Here is a 24,748-nt window from a genome sequence, read left to right as displayed (position 1 = left end):
TCGACAGCGCGGGCGGCAAACCTGCTTTCGCCAGAATCAGTGCTAAAGGACGCGCTGCCGGACGACAGCAACAGAAAACCCCGGCTAACGGCTCCGGGGTCATGACGGAAGAGGGTTTTATCAGAAGCTGTAAGCCACCCCGACGCGGAAACGGGTCTGGCGATCGCTGCGGTCATTCACCCCAACGTTGCCCACTTCACCATACGGCGCCCAGTTTTTGTCCAGCTTATAGGCCAGCTTCACGTTGTACTCCTGGGAGTAAGGCTTGTTGTCGTTGCGGTTCACCCCCTCGGAGCTGCGGGCATAAACATAGTTCAGCTCGGTACGCCAGTTGCCCATCACAAAACCGGCCCACGCATCGCCACGGTTCACTTTATCGTCTTCTTTGCCGGCGCTCGCCGGGTAGCGGGTATAGTCGTAGCGGTAACGGGCCGCCACGTAGAAACCATTATCGAAGCTGTATTGCACCCGCAGATTGGGTTTGTAGATTGAGCGGCTATCGTTGCTCTCAATATTAAACCCCGGCGTCACGGAGAAGTTCTGATTCGCCTTCCACTGCCAGCTAATGGTCTCTTCGTGGCCGTTGCCGACAAAATCTGAATACGGTTGCGAGGTATTATCGCCGCCTGACTTCCACTTTGCCTCAACGGAGAAGCCGAATCCGTTGGCAAAGCGATGGGAGACCGAGACGCGGTCGGCGTTGGTTTTATCTGTTTTACCTCCATCAATGAATTCATGACGCAAATCAACGGTGACAGCGGAAGCGGAAAACGCTGCGGCACAGAGAGAAGCAAGGGCCAGAGATCTTGCAAACATAGGGTACCCCTCAAAATTAAAATTATGTTTCTATTTTATGAAACTGCATTTTATTTTTTAAGGACGTATGTTTTAGTGATCGAGATCGTAATTATTTGTTTCAAAAAACATGGCACAGCAGGACGTGACAAAGCTCAACAAAAAAGGCCTTTATCACCCCTGTTTCGCTGAATTTTGCCGGGATCTGCGGGGAGAAAAGCCAATAAAAAAGCCTCCGCAAGGAGGCTTGAGAAGCAGGTAAAGCAAAGCGGGACTATGCGCGTTCTACCGCCAGCGCAACGCCCTGACCACCGCCGATACAGAGCGTAGCCAACCCTTTGCGGGCATCGCGTTTAATCATCTCGTGCACCAGAGAAACCAGAATACGGCAGCCGGATGCCCCAATAGGATGGCCCAGCGCAATCGCCCCGCCGTTGACATTGACCCGCCGCTCATCCCATTCCAGCACTCGTCCCACAGAAATCGCCTGGGCGGCAAATGCCTCATTGGCCTCGATAAGATCGACCTCATCCAGCCGCCAGCCTGCTCTTTCCAGACAGCGGCGCGTCGCGTGTACCGGCGCGATCCCCATCAGGGCCGGATCGACGCCGACGCTGGCAAAAGCGCGGATCCGCGCAAGGATCGGCAGACCGAGCTCCTGCGCTTTCGATTCGCTCATCATCATTACCGCCGCCGCGCCGTCATTGATGCTGGAAGCGTTGCCTGCGGTCACTGAACCCAGCCGATCGAAGGTGGGTAGCAGACTGGCCAGCCCTTCGGCGCTGGCATCGACCCGCGGCTGCTCATCGGTATCAACGGTGCGCGGCGCCCCGTTCAGCTCGGTGGTCACCGGCACAATCTCATCACGAAAGCGCCCTGAATCAATCGCCCGCCGGGCCTTTTGCTGCGAACTCAGCGCCCAGGCATCCTGCAGCTCGCGGCTGATACCATATTCACGCGCCAGGTTTTCCGCCGTGACTCCCATGTGATAGTCGTTGAAAGCATCCCACAAACCATCGTGAACCAGGCTGTCAATCAGCTGGCTGTTACCCAGCTGAGCGCCGGTGCGGCTATCGGTGAGAACGTGCGGCGCCCGGCTCATATTTTCCTGACCGCCGGCAATCACCACGTCGGCTTCACCGCACTGGATTGCCTGCGTCGCCAGATGCAGCGCCTTCAGTCCGGAACCACACACGTCGTTAATCGTAATGGCAGAAACGGTATTCGGCAGACCGCCGCGGATCGCCGATTGACGGGCCGGGTTTTGCCCGGTCCCCGCAGTCAGCACCTGCCCGAGGATCACTTCATCAACACTTTGCGGGTCGATACCGGTACGTTCCACCAGAGCCTTGACCACGAGACTCCCCAACTCTACCGCGGAGTGGCGCGACAACGTTCCCTGAAAACACCCTATCGGGGTGCGCAACGCACCAACGATCACGACATCTTTCATCCTCTACCTCTGCCCTGCCTGTGCGCAAAGAAACAGCAACATAGTAGAGAATTGTTATCAAAAAATTTCGCAATTGTTTAAAAAAAGTGAGGCAAATCACAAAGATTAGCCCCGCGTTGCGGGTTCCTGGCGCTGTAAATGCTGACGCAGCCAGCTCCCGGCTTTCCCCGGTGGCGCCTTCTTATTCCACAGTAAATCAACGGAAATCGCCCGCGGCCAGCCGGGAATGTTCAGCGCCACCAGCGTGCCTGACCCGGCAAACTCTTCAACCAGCGCACAGGGTAAAATGCACCATCCCAGCCCCTGTACCGTCATGCTGAGCAGCAGTAAATAGTTCGGCGCCGACCAGACCTGGCCTTTCGCAGGCTCCAGCGAGCTGGCCAGAAAAGTGCTCAGGCGCAGTTCTCGCCAGCTATGCAGCTCATCCCAGGTGACCCGCCCCTGTGCCGCCAGCGGATGCGCGGGGGCCACGTAGATAGCCATCGCCGTTTGTAACGGCAGCCGGGTGCTGCCAATCTCCGTCGGATAGCTATCCCGGGCCTCAATCAGCCCCACCTGCGCGCGCTCCTTCTGCAACAGGTCAATGACATCCTCATCTTCCCCTATCAGGCATTCAAACTCGGTGTGGGGAAAACGACGATCGAACTGCTGCAGCAGATCCTCCAGCACATCCGGGTGCAACGTGTCGGAGAGAACAAACGTCAGGCGCGCTTCCGTTTCATCAGACAGTGAAATAGCCAGCTCATCCAGCCGATCGCTGGCCGCCAGAATCGCTTTGACGTAACTCAGCACCTGTTCACCCTGCGGCGTCAGCGTGGGATGGCGGGTCGCGCGGTCAAACAGCGCGACGCCCAGATCGGCTTCAAGGTTTGAAATGGCGGTGCTGATGGTGGACTGGCTTTTGCGCAGCCGGCGGGCGGCGGCAGAAAAAGACCCGCAGGCCACGGCTTCAACAAATGCGGTGAGAGCTTCGGGAGAATAGCGCATGAACTATCTACTTTATCGATGGAATCTATCTTTTGTTTATCATATTTATCCATAAAATGCGGAGTAATTTCTCAGAATCTGTTCCCTCCCTGTCGCAGAGGAACCGGTCAGAGCAACGGCTTTTTCGGAGGTAGCAAGCCATGCAACAGAACCAATTTCAGCGTAAGACGCTGACAGAGCGCGTTATCCATGCGGTCAGTTTTGAAGGACTCGCCACATTAATTCTTGCCCCGACCGCCGCCTGGCTGATGCAGCGTTCGGTTCTTGAAATGGGTGGGCTGAGCGTGCTGCTCGCGACGCTGGCCATGGTGTGGAACCTGATTTATAACGCCGCTTTTGACCGCCTGTGGCCGGTATCTCGCGTGGTGCGAACCCTGAAAGTCCGCGCGCTGCACGCCATCGGCTTTGAGTCCGGGTTTATTCTTATCGGGGTCACCGCCGTGGCACTGATTCTCGGGATCCCGGTGATCCAGGCGTTTATGCTGGAAATCGGCTTTATGCTGTTCTTCCTGCCCTACACCATGCTGTTTAACTGGGGATGGGATACCCTGCGCGAACGGGTACTGAAATATCGCCAGCAGCGGATCCTGGCACGCAGCTAACTACACTTCATCGCCGGGGAGGATGCCCGGCGATCCCCTGCCTTATTTGTCATCCGAAAGTATCGCAACGGCGCATTCATTGTTGTGGTAAATTACACTCCTTTTTTTGGTCTTACGGTTGATAAATTCACACAATGTCTAAAATTTGGTCTAAAGAAGAAACTCTTTGGAGTTTTGCCTTATATGGCACTGCCGTAGGCGCTGGCACTCTGTTTTTGCCGATCCAGCTGGGGTCTGCTGGCGCCATTGTTCTGTTCATCACCGCGCTGGTCGCCTGGCCGTTAACCTACTGGCCGCATAAAGCACTGAGTCAGTTCATTCTCTCCGCGAAAGTTGCGCCCGGCGTCGGGATCACCGGGGCGGTTAACCATTACTACGGCAAGAAAGTGGGTAATCTGATCACCGCGCTCTATTTCCTCGCCTTCTTCGTGGTAGTTCTGATTTACGCCGTGGCAATCACCAACTCGCTCGCCGAGCAGCTGGCAAGGCACATGCCGATTACGCCCGCCGTTCGCGCCATGCTAAGTCTGGCCGTGGTCATGGTGTTGAACCTGATCTTTTTGATGGGCCGCCATATCACAATTAAGGTGATGGGTTTTTTGGTGTTCCCGCTGATTGCCTGCTTCCTGTTCTTGTCGATCTATTTAATCGGCGACTGGCAACCTGAGCACCTCACCAGTCAGTTGCAGCTGACCTCACATACGTTCCACCAGGTCTGGATCTCGATCCCTGTGATGGTTTTCGCTTTTAGCCATACGCCAATCATTTCAACTTTTGCTATCGATCAGCAGGAGAAATATGGTGATCTGGCTATGGGTAAATGCAAAAAAATCATGAAGGTGGCCTATACCATCATCTGCGCCAGCGTGCTGTTTTTTGTCTTCAGCTGCCTGCTGGCGATACCGGTCTCCTATATTGAAAGCGCACGCAACGAAGGGGTGACCATTCTCTCCGCGCTGTCGATGATGCCAGGCTCCCCGGCGTGGCTGGCGATAACAGGTATCGTGGTCGCCGTAGTGGCCATGTCGAAGTCATTTCTCGGCACCTATTTTGGCGTGATTGAAGGCGCCAGCGAAATCGTGAAAACGTCGCTGAATCAGGTCGGCATTCGTAAAAGCCGCGCCTTTAACCGCGCGATGTCGATTCTGCTGGTCTCAACGCTGACGTTCATAGTTTGCTTCATCAATCCAAACGCCATTTCCATGATCTATGCCATCAGCGGTCCGCTGATCGCCATGATCCTGTTCATCATGCCGACGCTGTCGACCTACATTATTCCCGCACTCAAACCCTACCGTTCAGTGGGTAATTTCATCACCCTGGTGGTCGGCCTGCTGTGCGTTTCGGTCATGTTCTTTAGCTAATTTTCCCCTCTGCGGCGGCGGTTATCACCGCCGCCGCACGTTCTGCCAATATTCCTGCCATCCGGACTTCCTCGCCAGGTTTACACTTAGGGTTTGCACACCAGTGGGGAGTCGCCATGTCCAGCGTAAAACTATCCGGAAACGGAACATTAGGTCATCGCCAGGTCTATCGCCTGGGTTACGGGGCCATGCAGTTAGCCGGCCCCGGCGTATTTGGTCCGCCTGCCGATCCGGACGCCGCTATCCGTGTCCTGCGCGCAGCGGTAGAGGCGGGGGTCAATCATATTGATACCTCCGATTTTTACGGTCCGCATATTACTAACCAGCTGATTCGCAAAGCGCTCTACCCTTATGCAGACGATCTCTGCATCGTGACGAAAGTCAGCGCTCGTCGTGATGAAAAGGGCAACTGGCTGCCGGCGATGTCGCCGGAAGAGCTCACCCAGGCGGTGGAAGACAACCTGCGTAATCTGGGGCTCGATGTTCTGGAGATCGTCAATCTGCGCAGCATGCTCGGCACCCACGGTCCGGTAGAAGGCTCACTGGAAGCGCCGCTGACCACGCTGCTTGAACTTAAAGAACGTGGGCTTATTCGCCACATCGGCCTCAGTAACGTCACGGCGAAGCAGGTGGCCGATGCGCAAAAACTGACGCCGGTTGTTTGCGTGCAAAACCAATATAACGTCGCCAATCGCGGAGACGATGCGCTGATTGATGAGCTTGCCGCACAAAATATTGCCTACGTCCCTTTCTTCCCGCTTGGGGGATTTACTCCGCTGCAGGCACAGGAACTGAATGATGTTGCCGCCGCGCTGGAGGCGACACCGATGCAGGTTGCGCTCGCCTGGCTGCTGCAACGTTCGCCTAATATTCTGCTGATCCCGGGCACCTCTTCGCTCCAGCATCTGCAGGAAAACCTGGCCGCTGGCGCATTAACCCTGCCTCCTGAAGCCATCGCTACATTATCGAAATTGCAGAGCTGACGGTCTTCGGTACACCTGTGCGTTTCCTTCCGCACAGGTCCTTGCCGGGCGCCCTTTTCCCCTCCTATTATTTGGCTGGAATTAGCCCAACGCTGCTGGCACTATATATCCTACAAATGGGTATATGCTTGCACTAATCTGCACGAAACAACCCTATATACAGCATTGATTTATACTAATTTGACAAGTCTCCTTATTGGGGACTTCTGTCGTTTTTGCCTTCCCCAAAATTCTTTACAACTCTTGATTACAGGAAAAACAACATCTGATTCGACGTTTATACAAATCAATTTAGCGACAAAGATAGCTAATAACATCAAATGCTCATAAAAACATCTGGTTAATGCAATCAGAATGTTGGCATTGCCATAAGAAAAATTAACTACACACAATAAATAATCAACAAGGATTTTACATGACAGAGGGAACAATAAAGACCAGCAGGTATGAAATCATTGCTATTTTCAGGGAGGAACTTCGAAAGCAATCCGAGATAGAAATTTTCTTTAATAACAAAAACATCATGACCCGACTTACCCGGGTCGATTTTGCTGAGTTCCATATCGTCACCCATAGCAAAATCCCCCCTGGGCATAAATATAAATTCATCCTGCATAGTGATTCAGGAAAGATTGAGTTCTGTTCATCGTTAAAGAAAAGTTATAACTCCGACGCGGAACATGGCAATAAAGTCTCTTTTGCCTTACCCGAATGCATTCATGTGGTACAACGACGTCGCGACCCTCGCTTTCGTTTGCATCACCGTTATGACTTTTTTTGTCGTGGTCGACACAGAAATGGCGAAAACTATCTTTTCGATATTAAAGACATTTCAGATGGCGGCTGTGCGCTGATCGCGAAAAACCCGAATCTGAAGTTTCTCACGCATAATTCAATCCTCAAAAATTCAGTTCTGTCTCTGGCTGAGCATGGTGAAATCACTATTGATTTAGCAATAAAAAATGTTGTTGAAGTGACATTTGATGAAGACAGTGAAAGCTATCACCAGGTTTCCTGTCAGTTTAAATTCCGCAACCGCGAAGATAAGACCAGAATAGAGAAAATGCTGCTCGATTTGATTCTGGAAGCTAAGCGAAAAAAGAGAGTCTGACCCCTTGGACAGGATATTTCTGTATACCGATGATAATTTAATCGGTCAATCAATTCATCGGTATCTGGTTGATAACAATAAAAATATCACCATCTTCCGTTATCAGGATATCACTCGGGGGGCGATCGCCCCCCTGTCTGGGATCGTTATTTTCAACGCCATTCATAAGGACTTTTCTGCTGCCGACACGATGTTATTGCTCAACGATATGCGCTGGCGTCTTCTGCACTGCGCCCGGCTAATTCTGGTGGTCAGGAGCGATATTGCCAGCCTGTTCAGAGAACTAATAAACATAGATAACACAATGATTCTTACAGAAAAAACACCACTACACGATTTTTATCGCGCCGTCAGCGCGCCGGCAGACGACGGCGATTTTTCACTACCGAAGAAGCTCTCCGCCAGAGAGCGCCAGGTGCTGGAGCTGACCCTGACCTGTCACAACAACAAAAAAATTGCCACCCTGCTGAATATTGACCATAAAACCGTACACAGCCACCGGATTCATATCATGCAAAAACTTGGCATGCATAATTCGCGAGCAATGCACAATAAAATAGTCGATATGTATCAATGCTAGAAAAAAAACCGCCCCCAATCGAAACCGGATAATTAATTGAAAAGTTACTTTTAATAAACATTCCAAACTGCAGAAAGGTCACTTATAATAATTTCACCCTGCAGCGATGTTCTGTAAAGTGCCTGACACGAGAAAATGAACGCTAACCTATTTTCTGACTATAACTTATCCCGTGGCGATATCTCTGTTCGTTATGTTTTTCAAAAAATGTTCTCACCGCGGGACACTCTCGTGGCAGTGGAGTGTTTAAGCCGCTTCGATTCTATTCCTGTGGCGCCGGAATTTTTCTTTCGCCATGCCAATGCGGCACTTCGTGAAAGTATTTTCATGGAACAACTGGCATTGATTGAAAAACATCAGACATGGTTTATTGATAATGGTATTTCCGCGACAATCAATGTTGACGATCATATTCTCGGGATGTTGCGCCAGCCGCAACTCGAAACCTACATTAACCATCTGAAGTGTGTACATTTTGAGGTTACGGAAAATGCCAACAGCCTGCTTAATAACGCCTTAGCCAGCTGGAAAACTCCCCAGATGTCGACACTGTGGCTCGATGACTTTGGTTCTGGTTATGCCGGTATTAATGCTATTCGTGGATACCATTTTGATTATGTCAAAATTGACAAAGATTTTTTCTGGCATCTCATGCAGAAAGAATCCGGGCGGCCGCTGATGGATGCCCTGGTGACATTCCTGTCACGTAATAACCACAATGTCATTATTGAAGGTGTCGAGAGCGAAGCGCATAAAAACTGGCTTAAGGGAATGGAGTGGTTTGCTATTCAGGGTCATTACTGGAAAGAAGTCAGCATTGAACAACTGGTGCAGGAAAGGGTTAGCGCATAAAAATATCGCAATCATGCGGTATTTTTATACGCTAAATAACACGCGCTTAATTATACACGAGTTCCCAGGTTGCCCAGCTGGTCAGCGGGCCGGTTGTCGCTTTTTCCGGGGACGGCGTGACATAGCCGATATAATAAGTAAATACACCGCCATTAACCGATTTTTCAACAAGCGGTACCCGATTTTGTTGCGGATCGGCGGGGACAATTTTATTACTCTTATCCAGCGTATTATTATCATTGGTTGACAGCGCCAGATAGATATTACGCGCCCCATCCGGTAGCGTATTCGCCAGATAGCCCGCATTTTCGTTCGCGACAGCATCGATCATAAATCCATCAATCCAGCGCACATTCACCGCGCGAATCTCATTTTTATCCGCCGCGCCGCCATCATGGCGGAGCTGACAATTCGACAACTCAAGAGTGAAGGACTGCGGCTTCATAAATGCGCCGGCCCCGCGGCCGTGGACTTCCGCCAGACTCACCGGCGCCAGCCAGACATTGCCGCTCCCGGCATTATTCGCGCCGTTAAGCGCAACGCTGCAGGAGATATCCGTCACCCGGCCGACAAAATCAACGCGTCCGTTATCATAATTGGTCATAAAACCGTAGGCCGACGAGGCGGCCAGCATCGCGCCAGCAACGGCCAGTCTGATGCATTGCCGGCCATATGTGCCACATCCATATTGCTTCATGCCCGCCTCCTGAATTAATCGTACGTCAGGTTAAAGATCATGTGCGATTCCACCTCGCCGGTACTGGTTGTCGGCAGGTATTGATAAAATCGCGCATGATAAGGTTGCGTAAAGTAACGCGTCTCCTGAGAACGCAACGTGCCTACGCTGTACTTCTTGTTAAATTCCAGCGGTACGCCATCCTTCAGTACCTGAATCCCGACCCCTTTGGCGGCGGAACTCCCGGCTTTTTCATTGAGCAATGCCCCTTGCTTAAGCGTGGTGCTGGTTGCCAGAGTTCCGGAAAAAGAGGTCTGGATATTGGCATATCCCGACTCGCTTAATCCGCCGCTGCACTGCAGCTCAATATTAAAATCCCGACCGCCTGCCGTTGTTCCGACCCCCTTCAGATCGCTACGCTTAATGCTGCCCACATCAACGTTCATATTCTTCCCGCTCAGTACCGTACAGGAAGGTGAGACAACGGTGATCGCATTGGCGCTCAGGTAGGTTTCCAGAATTGGGTTATTCCCCCTTTCCCAGTCATAGGAGGTATATTTCCCCGTTGCCAGCGTACCGCTGCCGGTCACCGCCGCGGTTTTGATCAGCTCAAGAGTAAAGCGCGAGCCTTCCAGAGAGTAGTTGGTCCCTCTGCCGCCGTTCGATGTAAAGGTGCCTGGATAAATAATATTAACCGTGGCACCGCCGCGGCTAAAACGCATGCCAATCCCTGGAACGCTAGTGGAATAGACCTTATTACCCAGATCCCGAACGCCAGTGGCGATAATATCGGCCTTAAAAGTGTTGCTGTTGGTACAGTAATAGCTGACGCCATTTCCCGCCGGCATGGTCCAGTCCTGCTTCGCGATAACCGCACCTACCGGCAGATCCGGTGATACCACTACCCGTCCCATGGCCATATCCAGCCTGACCGTGCTTGCCGCTCTACGCGAACAGTCCGCCCAGACCGTCGAAGTTCCAAGGGCCAGCAGGCCAACCGCCATCATCAATCGTTTACTCAGCGACATACCGTTTCCTTTAATTTTGCCTGGCCCAGATCCACCGCACATTGTCCGCCGCTCCACTTGACGATCGCCTGCTTAACCCCGGCATCGCTGATAAACATCATGCTTCCCTGACCAACAACCCCAATATCCTTACCAGACGGATCCAGAATGGTAGCGGCAAACGGCAGCGGTTGGCCATTAGCCTGGCGCGCCTGAAGCGTGAGGGTGTTCTGTACCGTGGTATCAAACGAGACTTTCACCACGCTGCCTTCCCACGGAACGACCTGAGCCACAGTCCGCTCAAAGGCGATATCCTCCTGGCTGCCTTTCGGATCGATCTCGACGGCGTTGATCCGGTAAGGTCGCAGATAGGGCAGGATGGCGTAGCCGTTACTGTCGACTCGGGTCCCAGGTGAACCCGGCAACATGGCGCCCGCCGCATCTTTGGCTTCAATCAGCGCCATGGTATTGCCGCTCTCCGGTGAGAACACCACGCCATGACGATGGGCGATCAGCGTCCCGCTGGCGCCCAGCCCGCTCTGCCGGTAGCCTTCGCCCTGGCTGTAGCTGCCGTTAAGCGTGGTCCATGGCGTACGGTAGCTGCCGTTTAAGGCGACATCATGCTGACCACCGGTCGCTGCGGTCGTTGAAATGCCGTAGTTGAGGTTGTTCTCGCTATCCAGCGAACCGTTAACCCCAATCTGCGAGCTGCCGAAATGCGAATTGTTGAAGGTGGTGTTCGACGTCAGGTTGGCGGTGCGGTTCTCGCCAAACCACAGCGGATAGCTGAAGTTCAGCGAGATGCGATCGTCACGACGATGGCCGGAGTTATCCGGCGTATACACGCGCTGCGCGCTGGCTGACCATGAGAGGCGGCCGAACATATTGTTGTAGCTAAGCTGGTACTGCTTCTCGGTACCCGAACGGTTCCAGTAATCGGCAATCTGGCCACTCAGATAAAAACCGCCCCAGCCGTCCGGCAGGTTCTGGTTAACGGTGAAGGTCATGCCGTTTTTCTGCCGCCACAGGGTATAGTTGTTATTGCGGTTCTTCTCCTGATCGACGGCGTACAGCGCGTCGTTCAGGTTATAGTAGCCTTTCGTGGAGTAGCGGTATGCCGCCAGCACGATGCTGGTCTGGGTATCGGTAAACATCCGGTTAAAGGTGGCGCGATAGCTCTGCCCCTTTTCATCCAGGGTATCGCTCTTCAGTCGCGACTGGGTAATGTCAAATGACAGGGCGCCAATACCGGTATTCATCCCGGCCCCCAGCAGAAACGCCTGATAATCATCAAAACCGGTCACGCCGGTATAGCCGGTAAACATGTTGCTCAGGCCACGCTGCCAGGTGGCCTGGTAGAGCATGGGCTTATTGCGCAGCGAATTGTCATCGACTTTACCGGCCGACAGCGCATAGCGGGTCATGCCAGGACGCAGCAGCTGTGCCACCGACGCATACGGCACGCTGAAGACCTGCACCGATCCATCGGCCTCTTTTACCGACACCTCAAGGTCGTTACCGTACCCGGACGGGTAAACATCCTGCAAAGTAAACGGCCCCGGCGGTACCGAGGTCTGATAAATAATATTGTTGCCCTGACGCACCGTCACCAGGGCATTGCTCTGCGCCACGCCGCGAATTTCCGGGGCATAGGAGCGCATTCCGTCCGGGAACATGTTGTCATCGGTCGCCAGGTTGACCCCACGCAGACCGATGGTGTCGAAGAATTCGCCGTTGGTAAATATCTGCCCGCCGCTGACAATCGAGTTGATTTGCGGGATCGGACGCTGAAGATAGGTTTGGTTACTGTTCCAGTGCGCCTTCCCCTGCTGCTGCTGCCAGTCGAGGTTACCGATGTGCTTGAGGAGCCAGCCGTCCCAGGAGAAGCCGGCGTTAACGCCGAGATAGGCGCTGCTGTTGTCGGAGCCGTTGGCGGCAGAGGTATGGCTGGTCCAGGTGTTCGCCATCCAGCCAAGATTCAGCGCCGCAATGCCTTTATCCCAGAACTCCGGGCTGACAAAATTTTTCAGGCGCTGATCTTCGTAGATTTGCGGTACAGAAACTTCCAGCCGCAGCGAGGACTGTATCAGGTTATCTTTAACGTTTTCTTCGTTACGCCACTCCTTCAGACGTCCACAGTAACCTGCCTGCTGACTCAGCTGAGGATTGAGTTTTTCCGCCGCAATACCATAGCGCTCAAGCATTTCACGGGTGTAGCAGATCCCCATGTTGCCGTCTTTATCGCGGGTGACGTTCAGTTCATAGCGCCCTTTCCACTCATTGTTGGTATACACATCAAGCGAATAGGTCCCTTCCGTGATAGCACTGGCGGAGAAGCGAGACAGATCGACCTTTTCCCGGCTACCAACGATAAAACCATCATTAAACTGGTATACCGTTCCCGGGCTTTCCTGTCCGCTGGAAACTGGCGGAAAGCAGAACAGCGCCATCGCTACCGCTGTACTTAATCTTCCCGGGCAGATAGACCTCTGCTTCATGATCGTGTCCCTTATTTAACGGCTACTTTCACTGCCACATCTGCGCCATAGTCATTGATATTATTGATGGTCAGGGTCTCGCCTCGGCTCACGGAGGAAGAGAGGGACACGGTCTGACTGGACTGCGGAGCCAGCATCACCGTTTTGCTGTTCAGGGCTTTACCGCCATCGCGGGAAATACGGCTGACGGTGAGATAAAATGGCGTAGGGTTGCTGATTGACAGGCTGCTACCGCTGGCTGAAAGCGCTAATTTCTCCGGCGCCGCGTCGCGGTTACCCAGTCCGGCAGGACGGTAGATAAACTTAAAGCGCGAACGGATCGCCAGCTGGAGGACGTTCTGCCCTTCATTTTTCTGGTTGGCCACCACCGGCGGGATTTCCAGAAGATTCAGCCACCACAGCGTCTCTTTATTTTGTGCCAGTCCGGCGGCGCTACCCAGTTTAATACGTAAAGTCTGGCCGCTCTTTGCATCGACACGTGAAATCGGGGGCGTAATAATAAACGGCGTGGTAATGGTATCCGGCGTCGCATCGGCATTGCCGTTATCCAGCCAGGCTTGTGCCAGCGCCGGACGGTCTGCGGTATTAGAAAGCTGTACCGTTATTTCTTTTTCATTTCCAGGATAAATAAAGCGGGTGCCGTTGACGATAATATTGTTGGCGTTGGCGGCAACACTAAAAATGAAACAGAAAAAAAGGACAATATGCTTCATGCTGACCTCAGAAGAAAAAAATAAGCGGCAGCAACTGCCGCTTTATCGTTGTTTTAAACCGCCGTTCGCGGCGGTTTTATTTTCTGGCGATAATTACTGGTAAGTAATTTCGTAGGTCGCGTAGCTGTTAACCACACCGGTGGTAACAGAAGCCGGGGTGTTGGTTGCATAGCCAACGTAGTAAGTGAAGCGTGCGCCATCCTGAACTGCGGTTGCGTCGCCTTTCGCTTTCGGCTGAGTGCTCACGCCTGGGATGATTTTGTTGGTCAGCGCAGTCGCGCTATCGGTGGACAGAACCAGCTGAATATCTTTCGCGCCAGAAGCTTCGGTGTTTGCCAGGTAGCCCTGCTGCTCAGTCGTTGCGCCAGCCAGCAGGTTACCACCGGTCCAGTTCACACCCAGTTTGCTCACGTCGTCTTGTTTGTCGCCGTTAGCAGCCTGGCAATCAGAGACGTCAATGGTGAAAGATTTAGGCTTCAGGTAGGTATTAGCCGCCGCTGCTTTAACTTCGGTCAGGGTAACCGGTGACAGGTAAACGTTAGCATCGCTGCCCTGGCCGTTAACGGAAACAGTACAGGATACATCGGTAACTTTACCGAAGAAATTAACCTGGCCACCGCCAACATTCGTATCAGCTGCGTTCGCTGCAGTCATACCGAAAAATGCTGTTGCCATAGCTGCAGAGAGAAGAACCTTTTTCATTGCCATTTCCTTGTCAGAGTGAGTTTTATATCAATAAACCAACAGTAAACCTGCACAAAAGTCAGAAGCGTTATGCGATGCTCACTTGTGCAACTGTGAATAGAAACTTCGACTGACCGGAAGCCGCAATATTTAAGGCGTCAGGACGCGAACTCTGTTTAAAGAATTCGTTAATGCTGTCGGCGTCAAAGAATGCTATTTTTCGCCAACAAATATACATTTGCTTATAACTTGTTACATCGGGCTTACGATAGATTTCAGCTATTGATAACAAATAAACAATAGACAAAAACAAACATTAAGTTATTTACATCAGAAGGGACAAGGCGCAGGCAATATATTTTGCAGAGGGATTATCATGGCAAACAATACGATTCCATGACTATAGCGAACATTCTGAATAATACTGAGAGGCGGGTTGCTGAAATAACATAAACCGGTTAAAAAATTTCCCCCTGCTATCTGACGTGTAGCTGCCTGCTACAGCTGCAGATGAAAGTGCTGGCGCAGCGCGAGCCTGCCTGTTCGGGTGATACTCACTTCACGAAATCCCGGCGTCAGAGTGAACCAGCCTTTGCGCTGACCATGCTCTAACAATGCGGCCCCGACGGCACCGCCGGGATGGAAACGCCGCTCGCTCCAGTCCAGACAGGCGCAGCATACCCTGCGCCGGTTCCCGGCCGGCAAGGTAATGCCCAAACGGGCAAACTGCGCCTCGCCGCTCGCCGTCAGCGCGCTACCGTCCGGTACAATCCACGCCTCACGCAAGAGAAAAGCATAAATCGCCACCGCCACTTCACCGGCAAGGTGATCGTAGCAGGTTCGCGCCGTACGCAGACCCACCGGGGTCCGGGTGGTCAGCACGATGGCGCTTTTTCCGGCCATCGCCATCATATTTTCCAGCAGTCCGGCAACATCGGCACTCGCCAGCCGGTAATAGCGATGCCGTCCCTGCGCCAGACAAACCAGCAAATGGGAGCTGACCAGACGGCTGAGATGGGCGCTGGCAGTTGAGGCCGAGACCTCGGCCACCGTCGCCAGCTCGGTCGCGGTCCACGCGCGCCCGTCCATTAATGCACAGAGCATTTTCACCCGTGAAGCATCGGCCATGGCGGACGCCAGCGCGGTGATGGCCACGGCCAACGACTCATCATCCTCAATAACATGAGCGGGTTTTAGCATAACGCCTCACAAGGTGGTGGCCCAGGAACGCGTGGCTTCCTGCGCCAGTGGAAAGTTATCGGTCACCAGAATCAGGCGGTTAGCATGATCGCTGTACTGGGTCAGGATATTCACCCCGCGTTCGGCCAGCGCGTGAGCTATTGCGCCCAGCTCGCCGGGCTGTTCCTGTTTTAATCTGCGAATAAGCGGCAGGTAGACGCCCGCTACCGGGATCCCCGCCTGCTCCAGCACCGTTCTGGCCCGCTCCCCTTCAGCGACCAGAAAATGGGCGTGGCATTGATTGCCGACGGTGAAAATCCCGCCTCCTTCAAGCCCCACGCCATGTTTCCCCAGCGTTTGGCCTAATCGCGACAACTGGCCAGGACGATTTGGCAGAATGACATGAATATCATACATCGCCGTGCCCCTCCTGCATTTCTGAACCCCAGGCGCGAATGACCTGCACAATGCGAATCTGGTAAGAGGCAAAAATAGTCGCCTTGCCCTCCTCCTGGGCCGCCTGATGGCAGAGATTGTTTTTCCAGGCCCGCACCGCCTCTTCATCGCGCCACCAGGACAGGGACAGGATCTTGCCCGGCGTGGTCAGGCTTTGAAAACGTTCAATGCTAATAAAGCCGTCGAGCGTAGCAAGCAACGGCTTCAGCTCCGCCGCCAGCGCCAGGTAACGGGCCTGTTTTGCCGGGGTGACATCGGCTTCAAAGAGTACCGCAATCATCGTGTCGTCCTTCCTCAATCAACAGTGACGCCACTTTATCGTATCCATAAAGCCCGATACTTCGCCGCTAAACGAAGTATGCCCTGCGCAAAAACAGGGCAAAAGGCCCGCCCACGCCTTCACTCAGGCAGTCCGTTGCGACGGTTTTCAAAAAAACGCATGGCAATAGCCATATTTTTTTAATTCATGAGGGTCGCAAGAAAACGATCAACGCATTGTTTTTTAATTAAAAAATAAAGACACCCTTAAAGATCCGTCATCTTACTGCCATAAAAGTGTGATCTAAATCGCACTTTTTGCAACGCTGGTTATAGTTAGCAGGCTTATTATAAACCCATCGAAAGCACAACGCTTTCCACCTAAAAAGTTAAAAGGAAAAACACCATGAAAAACGTAAAATTACTTGCCGCTGCCGGTATGCTCTCTCTGGTTTCTTTCGCCAGCTTCGCTCAGCACCCGGTCAGCGTAACGGCTGATACCCTGGATAGCGCAGAAGCTAAAATTGCGACCATCGCTAAAGATCAAGGCGCGTCTTACCACATTACCGAAGCCTATACCGGTAACCAGGTTCATATGACCGCTGAGCTGTCCAAATAAGAGAATGGTTGCAGAGGGAGCTGCCGGACAGGCCGCCTTACGGCGGCTCGTTTCGCTCCCGCTTCACGATAACCATGCTGCAATGTCGGGCCCCTTTATGGGGCTTTTTTTGTTAATGCGCGCTGTATTGACAGTACGCTCAGCAACACCACGATTAACCCCACCAGCGCCCCCCCTTCTATCTTCTGTCCAAGAAAGATCCAGCCCAGAAGCACTGCCGTCACCGGACTCAGCAGGCTGAGTGCTGAGACAGCGACCGATGGGAGACGGCTAATCCCGCGGAACCACAGCCCATAGGCCAGCATCGCACCGGCCACGCAGAGCCACAGATAGCCAACCGCCTGGGTCAACGTCACCCCCTGTAGCGGCGGATCCACCAGCCATGCAACGGGAGCCAGTACCACGCCGCCAATCAGCAATTGCCAGCCGGTCAGCGCCACCACCGGTAGCGAAATCGCCCAGCGGCGAGACAGCCAGGTCCCCAGCGCCATGCTGACCGCGCCTGCAAACGCCGCCATGATCCCCAGCGGATCCAACACCGTATGCGGCGACAGCAGCAGCAGCGCCATGCCGATAATGCCAGTGACTGCCGAGAGCACCGCCACCCACGGCGAGCGCTGCCTGTCGACACACCACGCCAGCATCATGACCAGCAGCGGCTGAATTGCCCCAATCACTGCCGCCAGCCCCCCAGGTAACCGGTAAGCGGCAATAAACAGCAGCGCCTGAAAAGCGCCAATATTGAGGATCCCGGTAGCAATAAGCTTCCACCACTCATTGCGCAGAGGAAAACGGCGGCACCAGATAAGCAGCGCAATCCCTGCGGGCAGCACCCGTAGCAGCGCGGCAATAAAAGGTCTGTCCGGGGGTAAAAACTGGGAGGTGACAATGTAGGTCGTCCCCCAGATGGCCGGAGCCAGGGCGGTCAACAGCAAATCAATAACGGGAGAGCGTGAGAAAAAGGTCATGATTTTATCTTCACATCAAGGTAAATTAGTCGCCAAAGTATGTAACGACAGATGTCTTGATATCAAGATAAGTGGGCACAATTGGACAAATCATCTCAGGCTGACGCCGTCGATCGTATTCTTGAACAGTGGAAACGGGAGCGCCCGGATCTGGACTGCAGCCCGATGGGCCCCATCGGGCGCCTGAAGCGCTGCGCTCTGCTGCTGGAGCCGCGCGTAGAGTCCGCCTTTATCCGTCACGATCTGGTGCGCTGGGAGTTTGACATGCTGGCCACCCTTCGTCGGGCAGGCTCGCCGTTTATCCTCTCCCCGACCCAGCTTTTCTCTACGTTGATGATCACCTCTGGCACCATGACGCATCGGCTTAAGGCGCTGGAAAAACGCGGCTTTATTACCCGTTTACCGGCCCCTGACGATGCGCGGAGCCTGCTGGTCGCCCTCACCGAGGCGGGGCGCGAGCGGATCGATGAGGCTGTGGAAAGCCACGTGGAAAACGAACGCCAGCTGCTGGCCGGACTCTCCACGGAGCAGCGCCAGCAGCTGGATCGGGCGCTGAAGGTCTTTATGCGCCTGCTGGAAGAGCCCTGACAACCGGCAGCAATATAATCGCCGTTGGCGCTCATCGGGTTGACGGTCAGAAACAGCAGGCAGGCAAAGAGAATCAGAAGGACGCCGCCGGCAATTTTTACCGCCGCCAGCAGCCATTTCAGGCAAACGGGCCGATCGCTCGTTCACGCGGGTAGCGTGCGAGTTGTCATCATTTTTACCATTAAATGAATCTGAATTTCCGCCTGGCGGTAGCGGTGAGCGGCGCCGCCAGCCTGCTATATTGTCCGTAGATTGCATTTTGCAATGCCCGTCAAATACGCATACCATCTGCCCATTCTACCGTCGTCGGGCAAGGAGAGGCTTGTGGAACATAATAACGCATCAGCGCAACCAGACAGCCACGAGAGCCGCTTTCATAAAGAAGAGTTCCCCTTCTTCTGGGTGGTCAATGTTTATGCAAAGTATACGCAGCTGATGGAAATCGAATTAAAAAAAATCGACATCGATCTTTCCCGCTTCCGGGTATTGATGCTGGTCCATCAGTACCACAGAGCCAGTATCTCCCGCATCACCGAATACGCCGTCAGTAAAATGCCCACCGTCACCAAAATCGTGGGGCGCCTGCGTGAAGATGGGCTGCTGACGACCCACGTCAGCGCCAGCGATGGTCGGGTCACGGAAGCGGAACTCACCCCCGCAGGCCAGGCAAAGGTCGCCGAGGCCAAAGTACTGAGTCAAAAAGTGTTCGCCCGGGCATTTAAGGGCATTACCCCCGCGCAAGAAAAGAAAATGAACCACGTTCTCTCCCTGCTGCTGCACAACCTCAATGACTGATCGCCCTCTTCCGCAGGCACGCTAATAGCCTTTTTAAATAAAAGGCTATTAGCGTTTTCTCCCCCTACCCTTCGTTTTTCGCACGCTTTTTTATCATTTTTTTAACTTATATTTTGCGGTTTATTTTGTGAGCCCCCTCAAGAGATTAAAATATAGACACTGAAAATATATATAAAAATCAATAAATTAAAATTTTTTATTTGTTTATAAAATGTTCTTATAGCCAAAAATGATGTGAAAAATACGTTACAAATTACTTGAAGTTTCAAGTTTTAATGACAAGATTATCTCAGATTCAATTCAGTCTGTTTTTTATACATTCGTCCTTCACTCGTCATCGTTAAACGGAAAAGTGAACCATGGCTAATGAACATCGTGCAGGCATGACATCCGCCCGTTCCGGGTTTATCTCGCGCTTTACGCTGGGTAGCGGCGCGCTGACGTTTGCTGCCAAAGATACTCTCGATATCGCCGGCTATCCCACTCGAGCCGGCAGCCCGGTGCTGCAAGATGCCCCGGAGGCGACGGCGCATGCGGCGGTGATTCAACAGCTGCTCGATAGCGGTTGTCAGCTGCGAGGGAAAACGACGCTCCATGAGCTGGCCTTTGGCGTGACCGGGATCAACGCCTGGAGCGGAACGCCGATCAACCCGCGCTACCCGGCGCTGATTCCCGGCGGTTCGTCGAGCGGTTCGGCAACCGTGGTGGCCGCCGGAGAGGTTGATTTTGCGATTGGCACCGATACCGGGGGTTCCGTGCGGATGCCTGCCGCCTGCTGCGGCATCGTCGGCCTGAAGCCGACCTGGGGGCGAGTGAGCCGTCAAGGGGTGATGCCGACCGACAGTTCGCTGGACTGCGTGGGATTTTTCAGTCGCGATGTCACCACGTTACGGCAGGTGCTGGCGCGGCTCCCAGGCGAAATCACCCCGGCCGTCAGCGCGTGCCAGACGGCCACGGCCTTTCTCTTCGGCCACGCCACGGCGGACATTGAACAGCTGATTCGCGCCCGTCTGGCGCAGGCGGGAATTTTTCCCGCAGACGCGACGCTGCCGGCATTCGCCGAGGCGCATCAGGCAGGGCTGACGATCATCTCCCAGGAGAACTGGCAGGCGTTTCAGTCTCTCGCTGAGAAGCCCGAACTGGCCGAAGATGTCGCCGTGCGCCTGCGTGCCGGCGCGGAAATCAGTCCGCACCAGCGCCAGGCGGCAGAGCGCATTCGTCAGACCTTTACCGAGGCTGTCGATGCGCAACTCGCCCGCACGCCGTTTCTTTTACTGCCGACGCTGCCGGCCTGCCCGCCGACGCTGGAAGAGGCGGCGAATCCACTCAATGTAGTGAACCTGACCCGGCTGGTGCGTCCGTTCAATTTAAGCGGTCATCCGGCGCTGACGCTTCCCGTTGGCGAGTTAAACCAGCGGCCGGTCGCCCTGCAAATAGTTGCCGGGAAAAATAAAGAATATGAATTACTCTGTTTTGCTGAATCTCTGATGGCAAAACTGCAATACCCGTCAGACTCGCAGAGCAAATAAAATAATACATCCTGAATAATCTGCTTTACCGTGCCGCGGCCACTCCATGGCTAAGTGAAATAAATATCGCCCGCGCACCGGCAATCAGCAATATGACGGAGATAAATATTTATTCTATTTAACTGGAAGAGGCACAGCCGCATGTTAAACCCATCTGCAACTCTGCGTGCGGAAAAGACCCCGTACGCCAGTAATAGTGAATTCAGCGCATTGCTCGGCGAATTAAAAAAGCGCAGCGAGGAATTCGAACAACAACGCTATATCTCTGACGATATTATTTCGCATTTTAAACAGGCTGGAGTTTATCGTGCGCTGGTGCCCGCGCAATATGGCGGCGATGAAATCTCGCCTGCCGAGTTCTGTCAGTTGATTGAGACCATCGCCACCGCCGACGGTTCCGCCGGATGGGTCGCCAGCTTTGGCATGAACCCCTTCTACCTCGGCGGCCTGCCGCTCAGTACGCTGGATGAGATCTATCGCCACGGCCCGGACGTGGTGTTTGCCGGCGCTATTTTTCCCCCGCAGAAAGCCATCGCTCAGGACGGCGGTTTTCAGGTCAGCGGGCGCTGGAGCTTCGCCAGCGGCTGTACCGGCGCCGAACTGATTGGCGTCGGCATTCTGCCTGACGACGGCTCCGCTCGCCCGCTGCCGCGTATCGCGGTCCTCCCCGCCGGTCGCTTCACCATCGATCCGGTGTGGAATACCGTCGGTCTGGCGGGGACCGGCAGTCATGATGTGGTGCTCAAGGAGGCGTTTGTCCCCGAGGAGTGGACCTTTATTCGCGGCGGCGAACTCAATCTCGACGGCGCCCTCTACCGCTACCCGGTGCTGTCGCTGGCGACGCAGGTACTCTCGGTGGTGGCGCTGGGCATCGCCCGCGCCGCGCTGTCCGAAATCTATACCATCGCCGAACGTCAGAGTTCGGTCACCGGCGCCCCCTGTCTGGCCGATCGCCAGTTTGCGCAGATGGATATTGCCCACTGTGAAGCGGAGCTGCGCTCGGCCCGCTGCTGGTTTTACGATGCCATCGACGATGTCTGGCAGGTCATTTTACGCGGCGATGAGCCCGATGCAGGGATGATCAACGCCCTGCGCCTGTCATCGACGCACGTGACCCGCGTCTCTTCATCGGTGACCACCCGCGCGCTCAGGCTGGCCGGAATGCCCGGTATTACCATGCGCAGCCCGCTCCAGCGCTACGCCCGCGACACCATGGTCATCACTCAGCACGCCTTTATGGGCGAACTGACCTATATCAACGCCGGAAATATGTTCTTCGGCCACCCGCCGCTGCCCGGCTATTTATAACCCTTTAAGGAGTATGACGATGATCCGCGTTCTGTTTTGTATTGGCGTAAATCAAAACTTTTTCGATGCCACCCCGGAGGTCGGCAAACAGGTCTGGGCCGCGTTTGGCGAGATGATGAAAGGTATCGAACACACTGACGGTATTCAGGTGATCGGCAATATGGATGACGATCGGGTGATGGTCGGGCCGTCTACCGGCTGGCCGTGGACCACCTACGTCCTCGCCGATGCGCATGATTTTGACGCCGTCACCGCCGCCTGCAATCTGTTCCGCAGCATTCAGGTCGGCCCGGGGCCAGACCGGTTGTGGAAATATTGCAAAGTTGAAGCCCGAACCGGGCGCGAATTAATTATTCAGGCGTAACTCATGAATCTGGAAAAGTGTCTGCAGCGTCTGGATAAACTCGAAGCGGCCAATCAAATTCGCAACCTGATGAGTCAATATATGCATTTATGTGACGATTTATCTTATCCGGATATCGCTCAGGAAATTGCGAACTTATTTTGTGAAGATGCTATCTGGGAAGGCCTCGGCAGTTTATACCAAAACAAACTGGGGCGTTATTCCGGGCGAAAAAACATTGCCCAAATGATGGCTCGTTATATTAGCGAGCCCGCACACTTTGCCATCAACGTTCATTATTTAACGTCCGAACATATTGATATTGGTGCGGAGAATGAGGCCATTGGGCGCTGGAAAATGTTGCAGGTTTCCACCTTTCGCGCCGGAGGGTCGCATCTCAACAGCGCAGAGTTGGTGATTCGCTTTAAAAAAGCAGGCGAACGCTGGCTCATAGACCATTTCACCACCCGTAACTTATTGAGTCGCCCGGTGGATTACTGGCACTCGCCGGTGGATTTACCCGTACCCGACGCTACGCGGTCCCCGGAATGATTCAGCGCGCAGCCGATACATCTGCCCACTGAAGCATCACCGAGACTCAGGAGATTAAGCAATGTCTGAATGTATTCCGGTAAAAAATATTGAGAGCGGCTACGACGCCGCCACGCTAGGCGCCCTGGTTCAGTCCGACCGGGTTCATACCTCGCTATACACCTCCGGCGACATTTTCGCCCTGGAGATTGAGAAGATTTTTAACCAGACCTGGGTCTGGGTCGGGCACGAAAGTGAAGTCCCCGACGCGGGCAGCTTTAAGTCCTCCATGGTCGGAACGCAGCCGGTCATCGTGGTACGCGATCGCAAAGGCAATATCAACGTCCTGCTGAACCGCTGTCGCCACCGCGCCGCCACCGTCTGCGAACACCGCAGCGGCAAAACCAACAGCTTTGTCTGCCCGTATCACGGCTGGGGTTACGGTCTCGACGGCGCCCTGCGCGGCGTACCGCATCCGGAAAGCTACGGCGATACCCTGGAGAAAGAGCAGCTCGGCATGGTGCGCCTACGCAGCGAAAGCTACGCGGGGATGATTTTCGCCACCTTCAACCGACAGATGGAACCGCTGACCGATTTCCTCGGACCGGCCATGAAGTGGATGGATCTGTTTATGAAACAAGGGGCCGGCTACCCGCTGCAGGCCACCACCGCCCACCGCTTCCGCTTCCCCGGCAACTGGAAGATTCAGCTGGAAAATACCACCGATGGCTATCACTTTCCCGTCGTACATAAGTCCTTCCTGAGCTCCGTCGATAAGCAGACGGAAGAGATGCTCAACTTCGTTGACGGCAAAGGTTTTGTCGAAGACCTCGGGAACGGCCACAGCGTAATGGTGATGATCCCGGAACTGATTGACCTTGAAGAGAATCTCGATGCGCCGGTGCCGGATCGCTTCCTTGAACTGGCTCAGGCGCTGCGCGAAGAGGGCCACGAAGAGCAGCAGGTGCGTCGCATCGTCCGCGCAGTGGGCGGCAGCGGCTTCAACCTGAACCTGTTCCCCAACGTTGCCTGCTCGATGGCGTTCTTTCGCGTGCTGCAACCCGTCTCGGTGCAAGAGACCGAAATCCACCACGTGGTGCTGACGATGAAAGATGGCCCGGCGATTGCCAACCAGGCGCGACTGCGGATGCATGAACACTTCCAGGGGCCAATGGGCTTTGGCACGCCGGATGATTCTGAAGCCTGGGAGCGCGTCCAGCGCGGCGGCGGCGCGGGCAACGATCTGTGGATCATGCTCAATCGCGGCCTGCCTGGAGAGACGCGCACCGCCGATGGGCTGCGCAGCGACGTCAGCGCCGAAACCGGCATGCGTGCCGCCTATCAGCAGTGGAAAAAGTACATGACCGCAGAAAACCGGGGGCAAAAATGAGCGCACAACGGACCTTAACCGCCGCCATTCACTTTATTAATCAGGAGGCGGACCTGCTCGACCAGGGCGAATTCCGTGAGTGGCTGGCGCTGTGGCAGCCGCAGGGAATGTACATCATTCCTGTCGATCGGCAGACGACCGATTTCGCCAACGCGCTGAATTACGCCTATGACAACCAGGCCATGCGCGAGAAGCGCGTCCATCGTCTGTACAGCGGCGAGTCGATCTCGACGACACCCCGCGCACGTACCATCCGCATGACCGGCCGCCACCGCCTGATCGAGGCCAGCGACCAGCGTGTCGAGATCCGCTGCGCCCAGTTTCTGTATGAGTACCGCAAAGGCAAAGAACACCATTACGTCGCCGACCTGAGCTACACCCTGGTGCCGCAGGGCGAGCGCTTTCTTATCGCGCAGAAGGTCATCCGGCTGATTAACGGCGACGATTATCTGCATAGCATTGGCTACATCCTGTGAGGC

General features: G+C 54.2%; 27 protein-coding genes and 1 pseudogene. 15 read left to right on the top strand and 13 right to left on the bottom strand.

Annotation, left to right across the window (positions count from 1 at the left end; translation table 11 throughout):
* Positions 1-120: 120 nt before the first annotated feature.
* The 3 genes from GRPL_RS16765 to GRPL_RS16775 all read right to left on the bottom strand — a co-directional run bounded on the left by GRPL_RS16765 (position 121) and on the right by GRPL_RS16775 (position 3,235).
* Positions 121-816, bottom strand: coding sequence for an oligogalacturonate-specific porin KdgM family protein (locus GRPL_RS16765; RefSeq protein ID WP_032690868.1), 696 nt, complete (start codon positions 814-816; stop codon positions 121-123).
* A 253-nt stretch (positions 817-1,069) separates the two neighbouring features.
* Entirely contained in the window at positions 1,070-2,248 is a 1,179-nt protein-coding gene (locus tag GRPL_RS16770) for an acetyl-CoA C-acetyltransferase (protein ID WP_004867193.1), read from the bottom strand.
* Between the two features lie 105 nt (positions 2,249-2,353).
* On the bottom strand, positions 2,354-3,235 hold the full coding sequence (locus tag GRPL_RS16775) for a LysR family transcriptional regulator (RefSeq protein ID WP_032690867.1): 882 nt from the start codon (positions 3,233-3,235) through the stop codon (positions 2,354-2,356).
* Positions 3,236-3,375: 140 nt separating this feature from the next.
* Here GRPL_RS16775 and GRPL_RS16780 point away from each other — a divergent pair, with 140 nt between their 5' ends.
* The 6 genes from GRPL_RS16780 to mrkJ all read left to right on the top strand — a co-directional run bounded on the left by GRPL_RS16780 (position 3,376) and on the right by mrkJ (position 8,727).
* A complete protein-coding gene (locus GRPL_RS16780; RefSeq protein WP_032690866.1) occupies positions 3,376-3,837 on the top strand; it encodes a multidrug/biocide efflux PACE transporter in 462 nt (153 codons plus the stop codon).
* Positions 3,838-3,971: 134 nt separating this feature from the next.
* Positions 3,972-5,201, top strand: coding sequence for an amino acid permease (locus tag GRPL_RS16785; RefSeq protein WP_032690865.1), 1,230 nt, complete (start codon positions 3,972-3,974; stop codon positions 5,199-5,201).
* 116 nt (positions 5,202-5,317) lie between these two features.
* Complete coding sequence (locus GRPL_RS16790; RefSeq protein WP_032698852.1) at positions 5,318-6,184, top strand: aldo/keto reductase family oxidoreductase; 867 nt, start codon at positions 5,318-5,320, stop codon at positions 6,182-6,184.
* A gap of 415 nt (positions 6,185-6,599) precedes the next feature.
* Positions 6,600-7,295, top strand: a complete 696-nt coding sequence (locus tag GRPL_RS16795) for a flagellar brake protein (protein ID WP_032698851.1) — start codon at positions 6,600-6,602, stop codon at positions 7,293-7,295.
* Positions 7,296-7,299: 4 nt separating this feature from the next.
* Complete coding sequence (locus tag GRPL_RS16800) at positions 7,300-7,875, top strand: helix-turn-helix transcriptional regulator (protein WP_032690862.1); 576 nt, start codon at positions 7,300-7,302, stop codon at positions 7,873-7,875.
* A gap of 135 nt (positions 7,876-8,010) precedes the next feature.
* Complete coding sequence (mrkJ, locus tag GRPL_RS16805) at positions 8,011-8,727, top strand: cyclic-di-GMP phosphodiesterase MrkJ (protein ID WP_032698850.1); 717 nt, start codon at positions 8,011-8,013, stop codon at positions 8,725-8,727.
* Between the two features lie 46 nt (positions 8,728-8,773).
* Here the strand turns inward: mrkJ and GRPL_RS16810 are convergent, their stop codons facing one another.
* The 8 genes from GRPL_RS16810 to GRPL_RS16845 form a co-directional block, all read right to left on the bottom strand.
* Complete coding sequence (locus GRPL_RS16810) at positions 8,774-9,361, bottom strand: fimbrial protein (RefSeq protein ID WP_077267060.1); 588 nt, start codon at positions 9,359-9,361, stop codon at positions 8,774-8,776.
* A gap of 77 nt (positions 9,362-9,438) precedes the next feature.
* Positions 9,439-10,431, bottom strand: coding sequence for a fimbrial protein (locus GRPL_RS16815; protein WP_032698848.1), 993 nt, complete (start codon positions 10,429-10,431; stop codon positions 9,439-9,441).
* Positions 10,422-12,908, bottom strand: a complete 2,487-nt coding sequence (locus GRPL_RS16820) for a fimbria/pilus outer membrane usher protein (RefSeq protein ID WP_032696713.1) — start codon at positions 12,906-12,908, stop codon at positions 10,422-10,424. The genes GRPL_RS16815 and GRPL_RS16820 overlap by 10 nt, the downstream gene beginning before the upstream one ends.
* 11 nt (positions 12,909-12,919) lie before the next feature.
* Complete coding sequence (locus GRPL_RS16825) at positions 12,920-13,621, bottom strand: fimbrial biogenesis chaperone (protein ID WP_032690859.1); 702 nt, start codon at positions 13,619-13,621, stop codon at positions 12,920-12,922.
* A gap of 93 nt (positions 13,622-13,714) precedes the next feature.
* Positions 13,715-14,323: a fimbrial protein gene (locus tag GRPL_RS16830; RefSeq protein WP_004867230.1), complete on the bottom strand. Its 609-nt coding sequence runs from the start codon at positions 14,321-14,323 to the stop codon at positions 13,715-13,717.
* Positions 14,324-14,803: 480 nt separating this feature from the next.
* Entirely contained in the window at positions 14,804-15,505 is a 702-nt protein-coding gene (locus tag GRPL_RS16835) for an ArsR/SmtB family transcription factor (protein ID WP_032690858.1), read from the bottom strand.
* A gap of 6 nt (positions 15,506-15,511) precedes the next feature.
* Positions 15,512-15,901: an amino acid-binding protein gene (locus tag GRPL_RS16840; RefSeq protein WP_032698846.1), complete on the bottom strand. Its 390-nt coding sequence runs from the start codon at positions 15,899-15,901 to the stop codon at positions 15,512-15,514.
* Entirely contained in the window at positions 15,894-16,220 is a 327-nt protein-coding gene (locus GRPL_RS16845; protein WP_032690856.1) for an antibiotic biosynthesis monooxygenase family protein, read from the bottom strand. Before GRPL_RS16845 ends, GRPL_RS16840 begins: the two co-directional genes overlap by 8 nt.
* Positions 16,221-16,604: 384 nt before the next feature.
* Between GRPL_RS16845 and GRPL_RS16850 the strand changes: the two genes are divergently transcribed.
* Positions 16,605-16,817, top strand: coding sequence for a YdgH/BhsA/McbA-like domain containing protein (locus GRPL_RS16850; RefSeq protein WP_015585822.1), 213 nt, complete (start codon positions 16,605-16,607; stop codon positions 16,815-16,817).
* Between the two features lie 95 nt (positions 16,818-16,912).
* Here the strand turns inward: GRPL_RS16850 and GRPL_RS16855 are convergent, their stop codons facing one another.
* Positions 16,913-17,785, bottom strand: a complete 873-nt coding sequence (locus tag GRPL_RS16855; protein WP_032690855.1) for an EamA family transporter — start codon at positions 17,783-17,785, stop codon at positions 16,913-16,915.
* Positions 17,786-17,866: 81 nt separating this feature from the next.
* Between GRPL_RS16855 and GRPL_RS16860 the strand changes: the two genes are divergently transcribed.
* Positions 17,867-18,373, top strand: coding sequence for a MarR family winged helix-turn-helix transcriptional regulator (locus GRPL_RS16860; RefSeq protein ID WP_032698845.1), 507 nt, complete (start codon positions 17,867-17,869; stop codon positions 18,371-18,373).
* Here GRPL_RS16860 and GRPL_RS28225 read toward each other — a convergent pair.
* Positions 18,373-18,480: pseudogene (locus GRPL_RS28225) on the bottom strand (nickel transporter); the annotation flags it as partial. The gene GRPL_RS16860 and the pseudogene GRPL_RS28225 sit on opposite strands and share 1 nt — an antisense overlap.
* 217 nt (positions 18,481-18,697) lie before the next feature.
* On the opposite strand from GRPL_RS28225, the gene GRPL_RS16865 reads away from it, so the two are divergent.
* From GRPL_RS16865 to GRPL_RS16895, 7 genes are all read left to right on the top strand, one after another.
* Positions 18,698-19,168, top strand: a complete 471-nt coding sequence (locus GRPL_RS16865; RefSeq protein ID WP_032698841.1) for a MarR family winged helix-turn-helix transcriptional regulator — start codon at positions 18,698-18,700, stop codon at positions 19,166-19,168.
* A gap of 359 nt (positions 19,169-19,527) precedes the next feature.
* A complete protein-coding gene (locus tag GRPL_RS16870) occupies positions 19,528-20,697 on the top strand; it encodes an amidase (protein WP_032698840.1) in 1,170 nt (389 codons plus the stop codon).
* Between the two features lie 141 nt (positions 20,698-20,838).
* Entirely contained in the window at positions 20,839-22,005 is a 1,167-nt protein-coding gene (locus GRPL_RS16875; protein ID WP_032696708.1) for an acyl-CoA dehydrogenase family protein, read from the top strand.
* 19 nt (positions 22,006-22,024) lie between these two features.
* A complete protein-coding gene (locus GRPL_RS16880; protein ID WP_077267059.1) occupies positions 22,025-22,369 on the top strand; it encodes an IacB protein in 345 nt (114 codons plus the stop codon).
* A gap of 3 nt (positions 22,370-22,372) precedes the next feature.
* Positions 22,373-22,900, top strand: a complete 528-nt coding sequence (locus GRPL_RS16885) for a nuclear transport factor 2 family protein (protein ID WP_032698839.1) — start codon at positions 22,373-22,375, stop codon at positions 22,898-22,900.
* Between the two features lie 61 nt (positions 22,901-22,961).
* A complete protein-coding gene (locus GRPL_RS16890) occupies positions 22,962-24,269 on the top strand; it encodes an aromatic ring-hydroxylating oxygenase subunit alpha (protein ID WP_032698838.1) in 1,308 nt (435 codons plus the stop codon).
* The gene (locus GRPL_RS16895; protein ID WP_032698837.1) at positions 24,266-24,745 is read left to right on the top strand and encodes an aromatic-ring-hydroxylating dioxygenase subunit beta; all 480 of its coding nucleotides are present in this window, start codon (positions 24,266-24,268) and stop codon (positions 24,743-24,745) included. Before GRPL_RS16890 ends, GRPL_RS16895 begins: the two co-directional genes overlap by 4 nt.
* Positions 24,746-24,748: the final 3 nt, after the last annotated feature.

Source organism: Klebsiella planticola ATCC 33531 (genome assembly GCF_000735435.1).
GTDB classification, from domain to species: domain Bacteria; phylum Pseudomonadota; class Gammaproteobacteria; order Enterobacterales; family Enterobacteriaceae; genus Klebsiella; species Klebsiella planticola.
Note: the sequence above shows the minus strand (reverse complement) of the source record. Positions and strands in the feature narration are given on the sequence as shown.

Bases quoted from the DNA above. Each gene is read 5' to 3' on its own strand.
- GRPL_RS16795 (WP_032698851.1), top strand. From the start codon at position 6,600: ATGACAGAGGGAACAATAAAGACCAGCAGGTATGAAATCATTGCTATT.
- GRPL_RS16820 (WP_032696713.1), bottom strand. From the start codon at position 12,908: ATGAAGCAGAGGTCTATCTGCCCGGGAAGATTAAGTACAGCGGTAGCG.
- GRPL_RS16775 (WP_032690867.1), bottom strand. From the start codon at position 3,235: ATGCGCTATTCTCCCGAAGCTCTCACCGCATTTGTTGAAGCCGTGGCC.
- GRPL_RS16885 (WP_032698839.1), top strand. From the start codon at position 22,373: ATGAATCTGGAAAAGTGTCTGCAGCGTCTGGATAAACTCGAAGCGGCC.
- GRPL_RS16895 (WP_032698837.1), top strand. From the start codon at position 24,266: ATGAGCGCACAACGGACCTTAACCGCCGCCATTCACTTTATTAATCAG.
- GRPL_RS16870 (WP_032698840.1), top strand. From the start codon at position 19,528: ATGGCTAATGAACATCGTGCAGGCATGACATCCGCCCGTTCCGGGTTT.
- GRPL_RS16780 (WP_032690866.1), top strand. From the start codon at position 3,376: ATGCAACAGAACCAATTTCAGCGTAAGACGCTGACAGAGCGCGTTATC.
- GRPL_RS16835 (WP_032690858.1), bottom strand. From the start codon at position 15,505: ATGCTAAAACCCGCTCATGTTATTGAGGATGATGAGTCGTTGGCCGTG.
- GRPL_RS16815 (WP_032698848.1), bottom strand. From the start codon at position 10,431: ATGTCGCTGAGTAAACGATTGATGATGGCGGTTGGCCTGCTGGCCCTT.
- GRPL_RS16840 (WP_032698846.1), bottom strand. From the start codon at position 15,901: ATGTATGATATTCATGTCATTCTGCCAAATCGTCCTGGCCAGTTGTCG.
- mrkJ (WP_032698850.1), top strand. From the start codon at position 8,011: ATGAACGCTAACCTATTTTCTGACTATAACTTATCCCGTGGCGATATC.
- GRPL_RS16830 (WP_004867230.1), bottom strand. From the start codon at position 14,323: ATGAAAAAGGTTCTTCTCTCTGCAGCTATGGCAACAGCATTTTTCGGT.
- GRPL_RS16810 (WP_077267060.1), bottom strand. From the start codon at position 9,361: ATGCTGGCCGCCTCGTCGGCCTACGGTTTTATGACCAATTATGATAAC.
- GRPL_RS16855 (WP_032690855.1), bottom strand. From the start codon at position 17,785: ATGACCTTTTTCTCACGCTCTCCCGTTATTGATTTGCTGTTGACCGCC.
- GRPL_RS16785 (WP_032690865.1), top strand. From the start codon at position 3,972: ATGTCTAAAATTTGGTCTAAAGAAGAAACTCTTTGGAGTTTTGCCTTA.
- GRPL_RS16890 (WP_032698838.1), top strand. From the start codon at position 22,962: ATGTCTGAATGTATTCCGGTAAAAAATATTGAGAGCGGCTACGACGCC.
- GRPL_RS16765 (WP_032690868.1), bottom strand. From the start codon at position 816: ATGTTTGCAAGATCTCTGGCCCTTGCTTCTCTCTGTGCCGCAGCGTTT.
- GRPL_RS16845 (WP_032690856.1), bottom strand. From the start codon at position 16,220: ATGATTGCGGTACTCTTTGAAGCCGATGTCACCCCGGCAAAACAGGCC.
- GRPL_RS16770 (WP_004867193.1), bottom strand. From the start codon at position 2,248: ATGAAAGATGTCGTGATCGTTGGTGCGTTGCGCACCCCGATAGGGTGT.
- GRPL_RS16850 (WP_015585822.1), top strand. From the start codon at position 16,605: ATGAAAAACGTAAAATTACTTGCCGCTGCCGGTATGCTCTCTCTGGTT.
- GRPL_RS16875 (WP_032696708.1), top strand. From the start codon at position 20,839: ATGTTAAACCCATCTGCAACTCTGCGTGCGGAAAAGACCCCGTACGCC.
- GRPL_RS16880 (WP_077267059.1), top strand. From the start codon at position 22,025: ATGATCCGCGTTCTGTTTTGTATTGGCGTAAATCAAAACTTTTTCGAT.
- GRPL_RS16825 (WP_032690859.1), bottom strand. From the start codon at position 13,621: ATGAAGCATATTGTCCTTTTTTTCTGTTTCATTTTTAGTGTTGCCGCC.
- GRPL_RS16790 (WP_032698852.1), top strand. From the start codon at position 5,318: ATGTCCAGCGTAAAACTATCCGGAAACGGAACATTAGGTCATCGCCAG.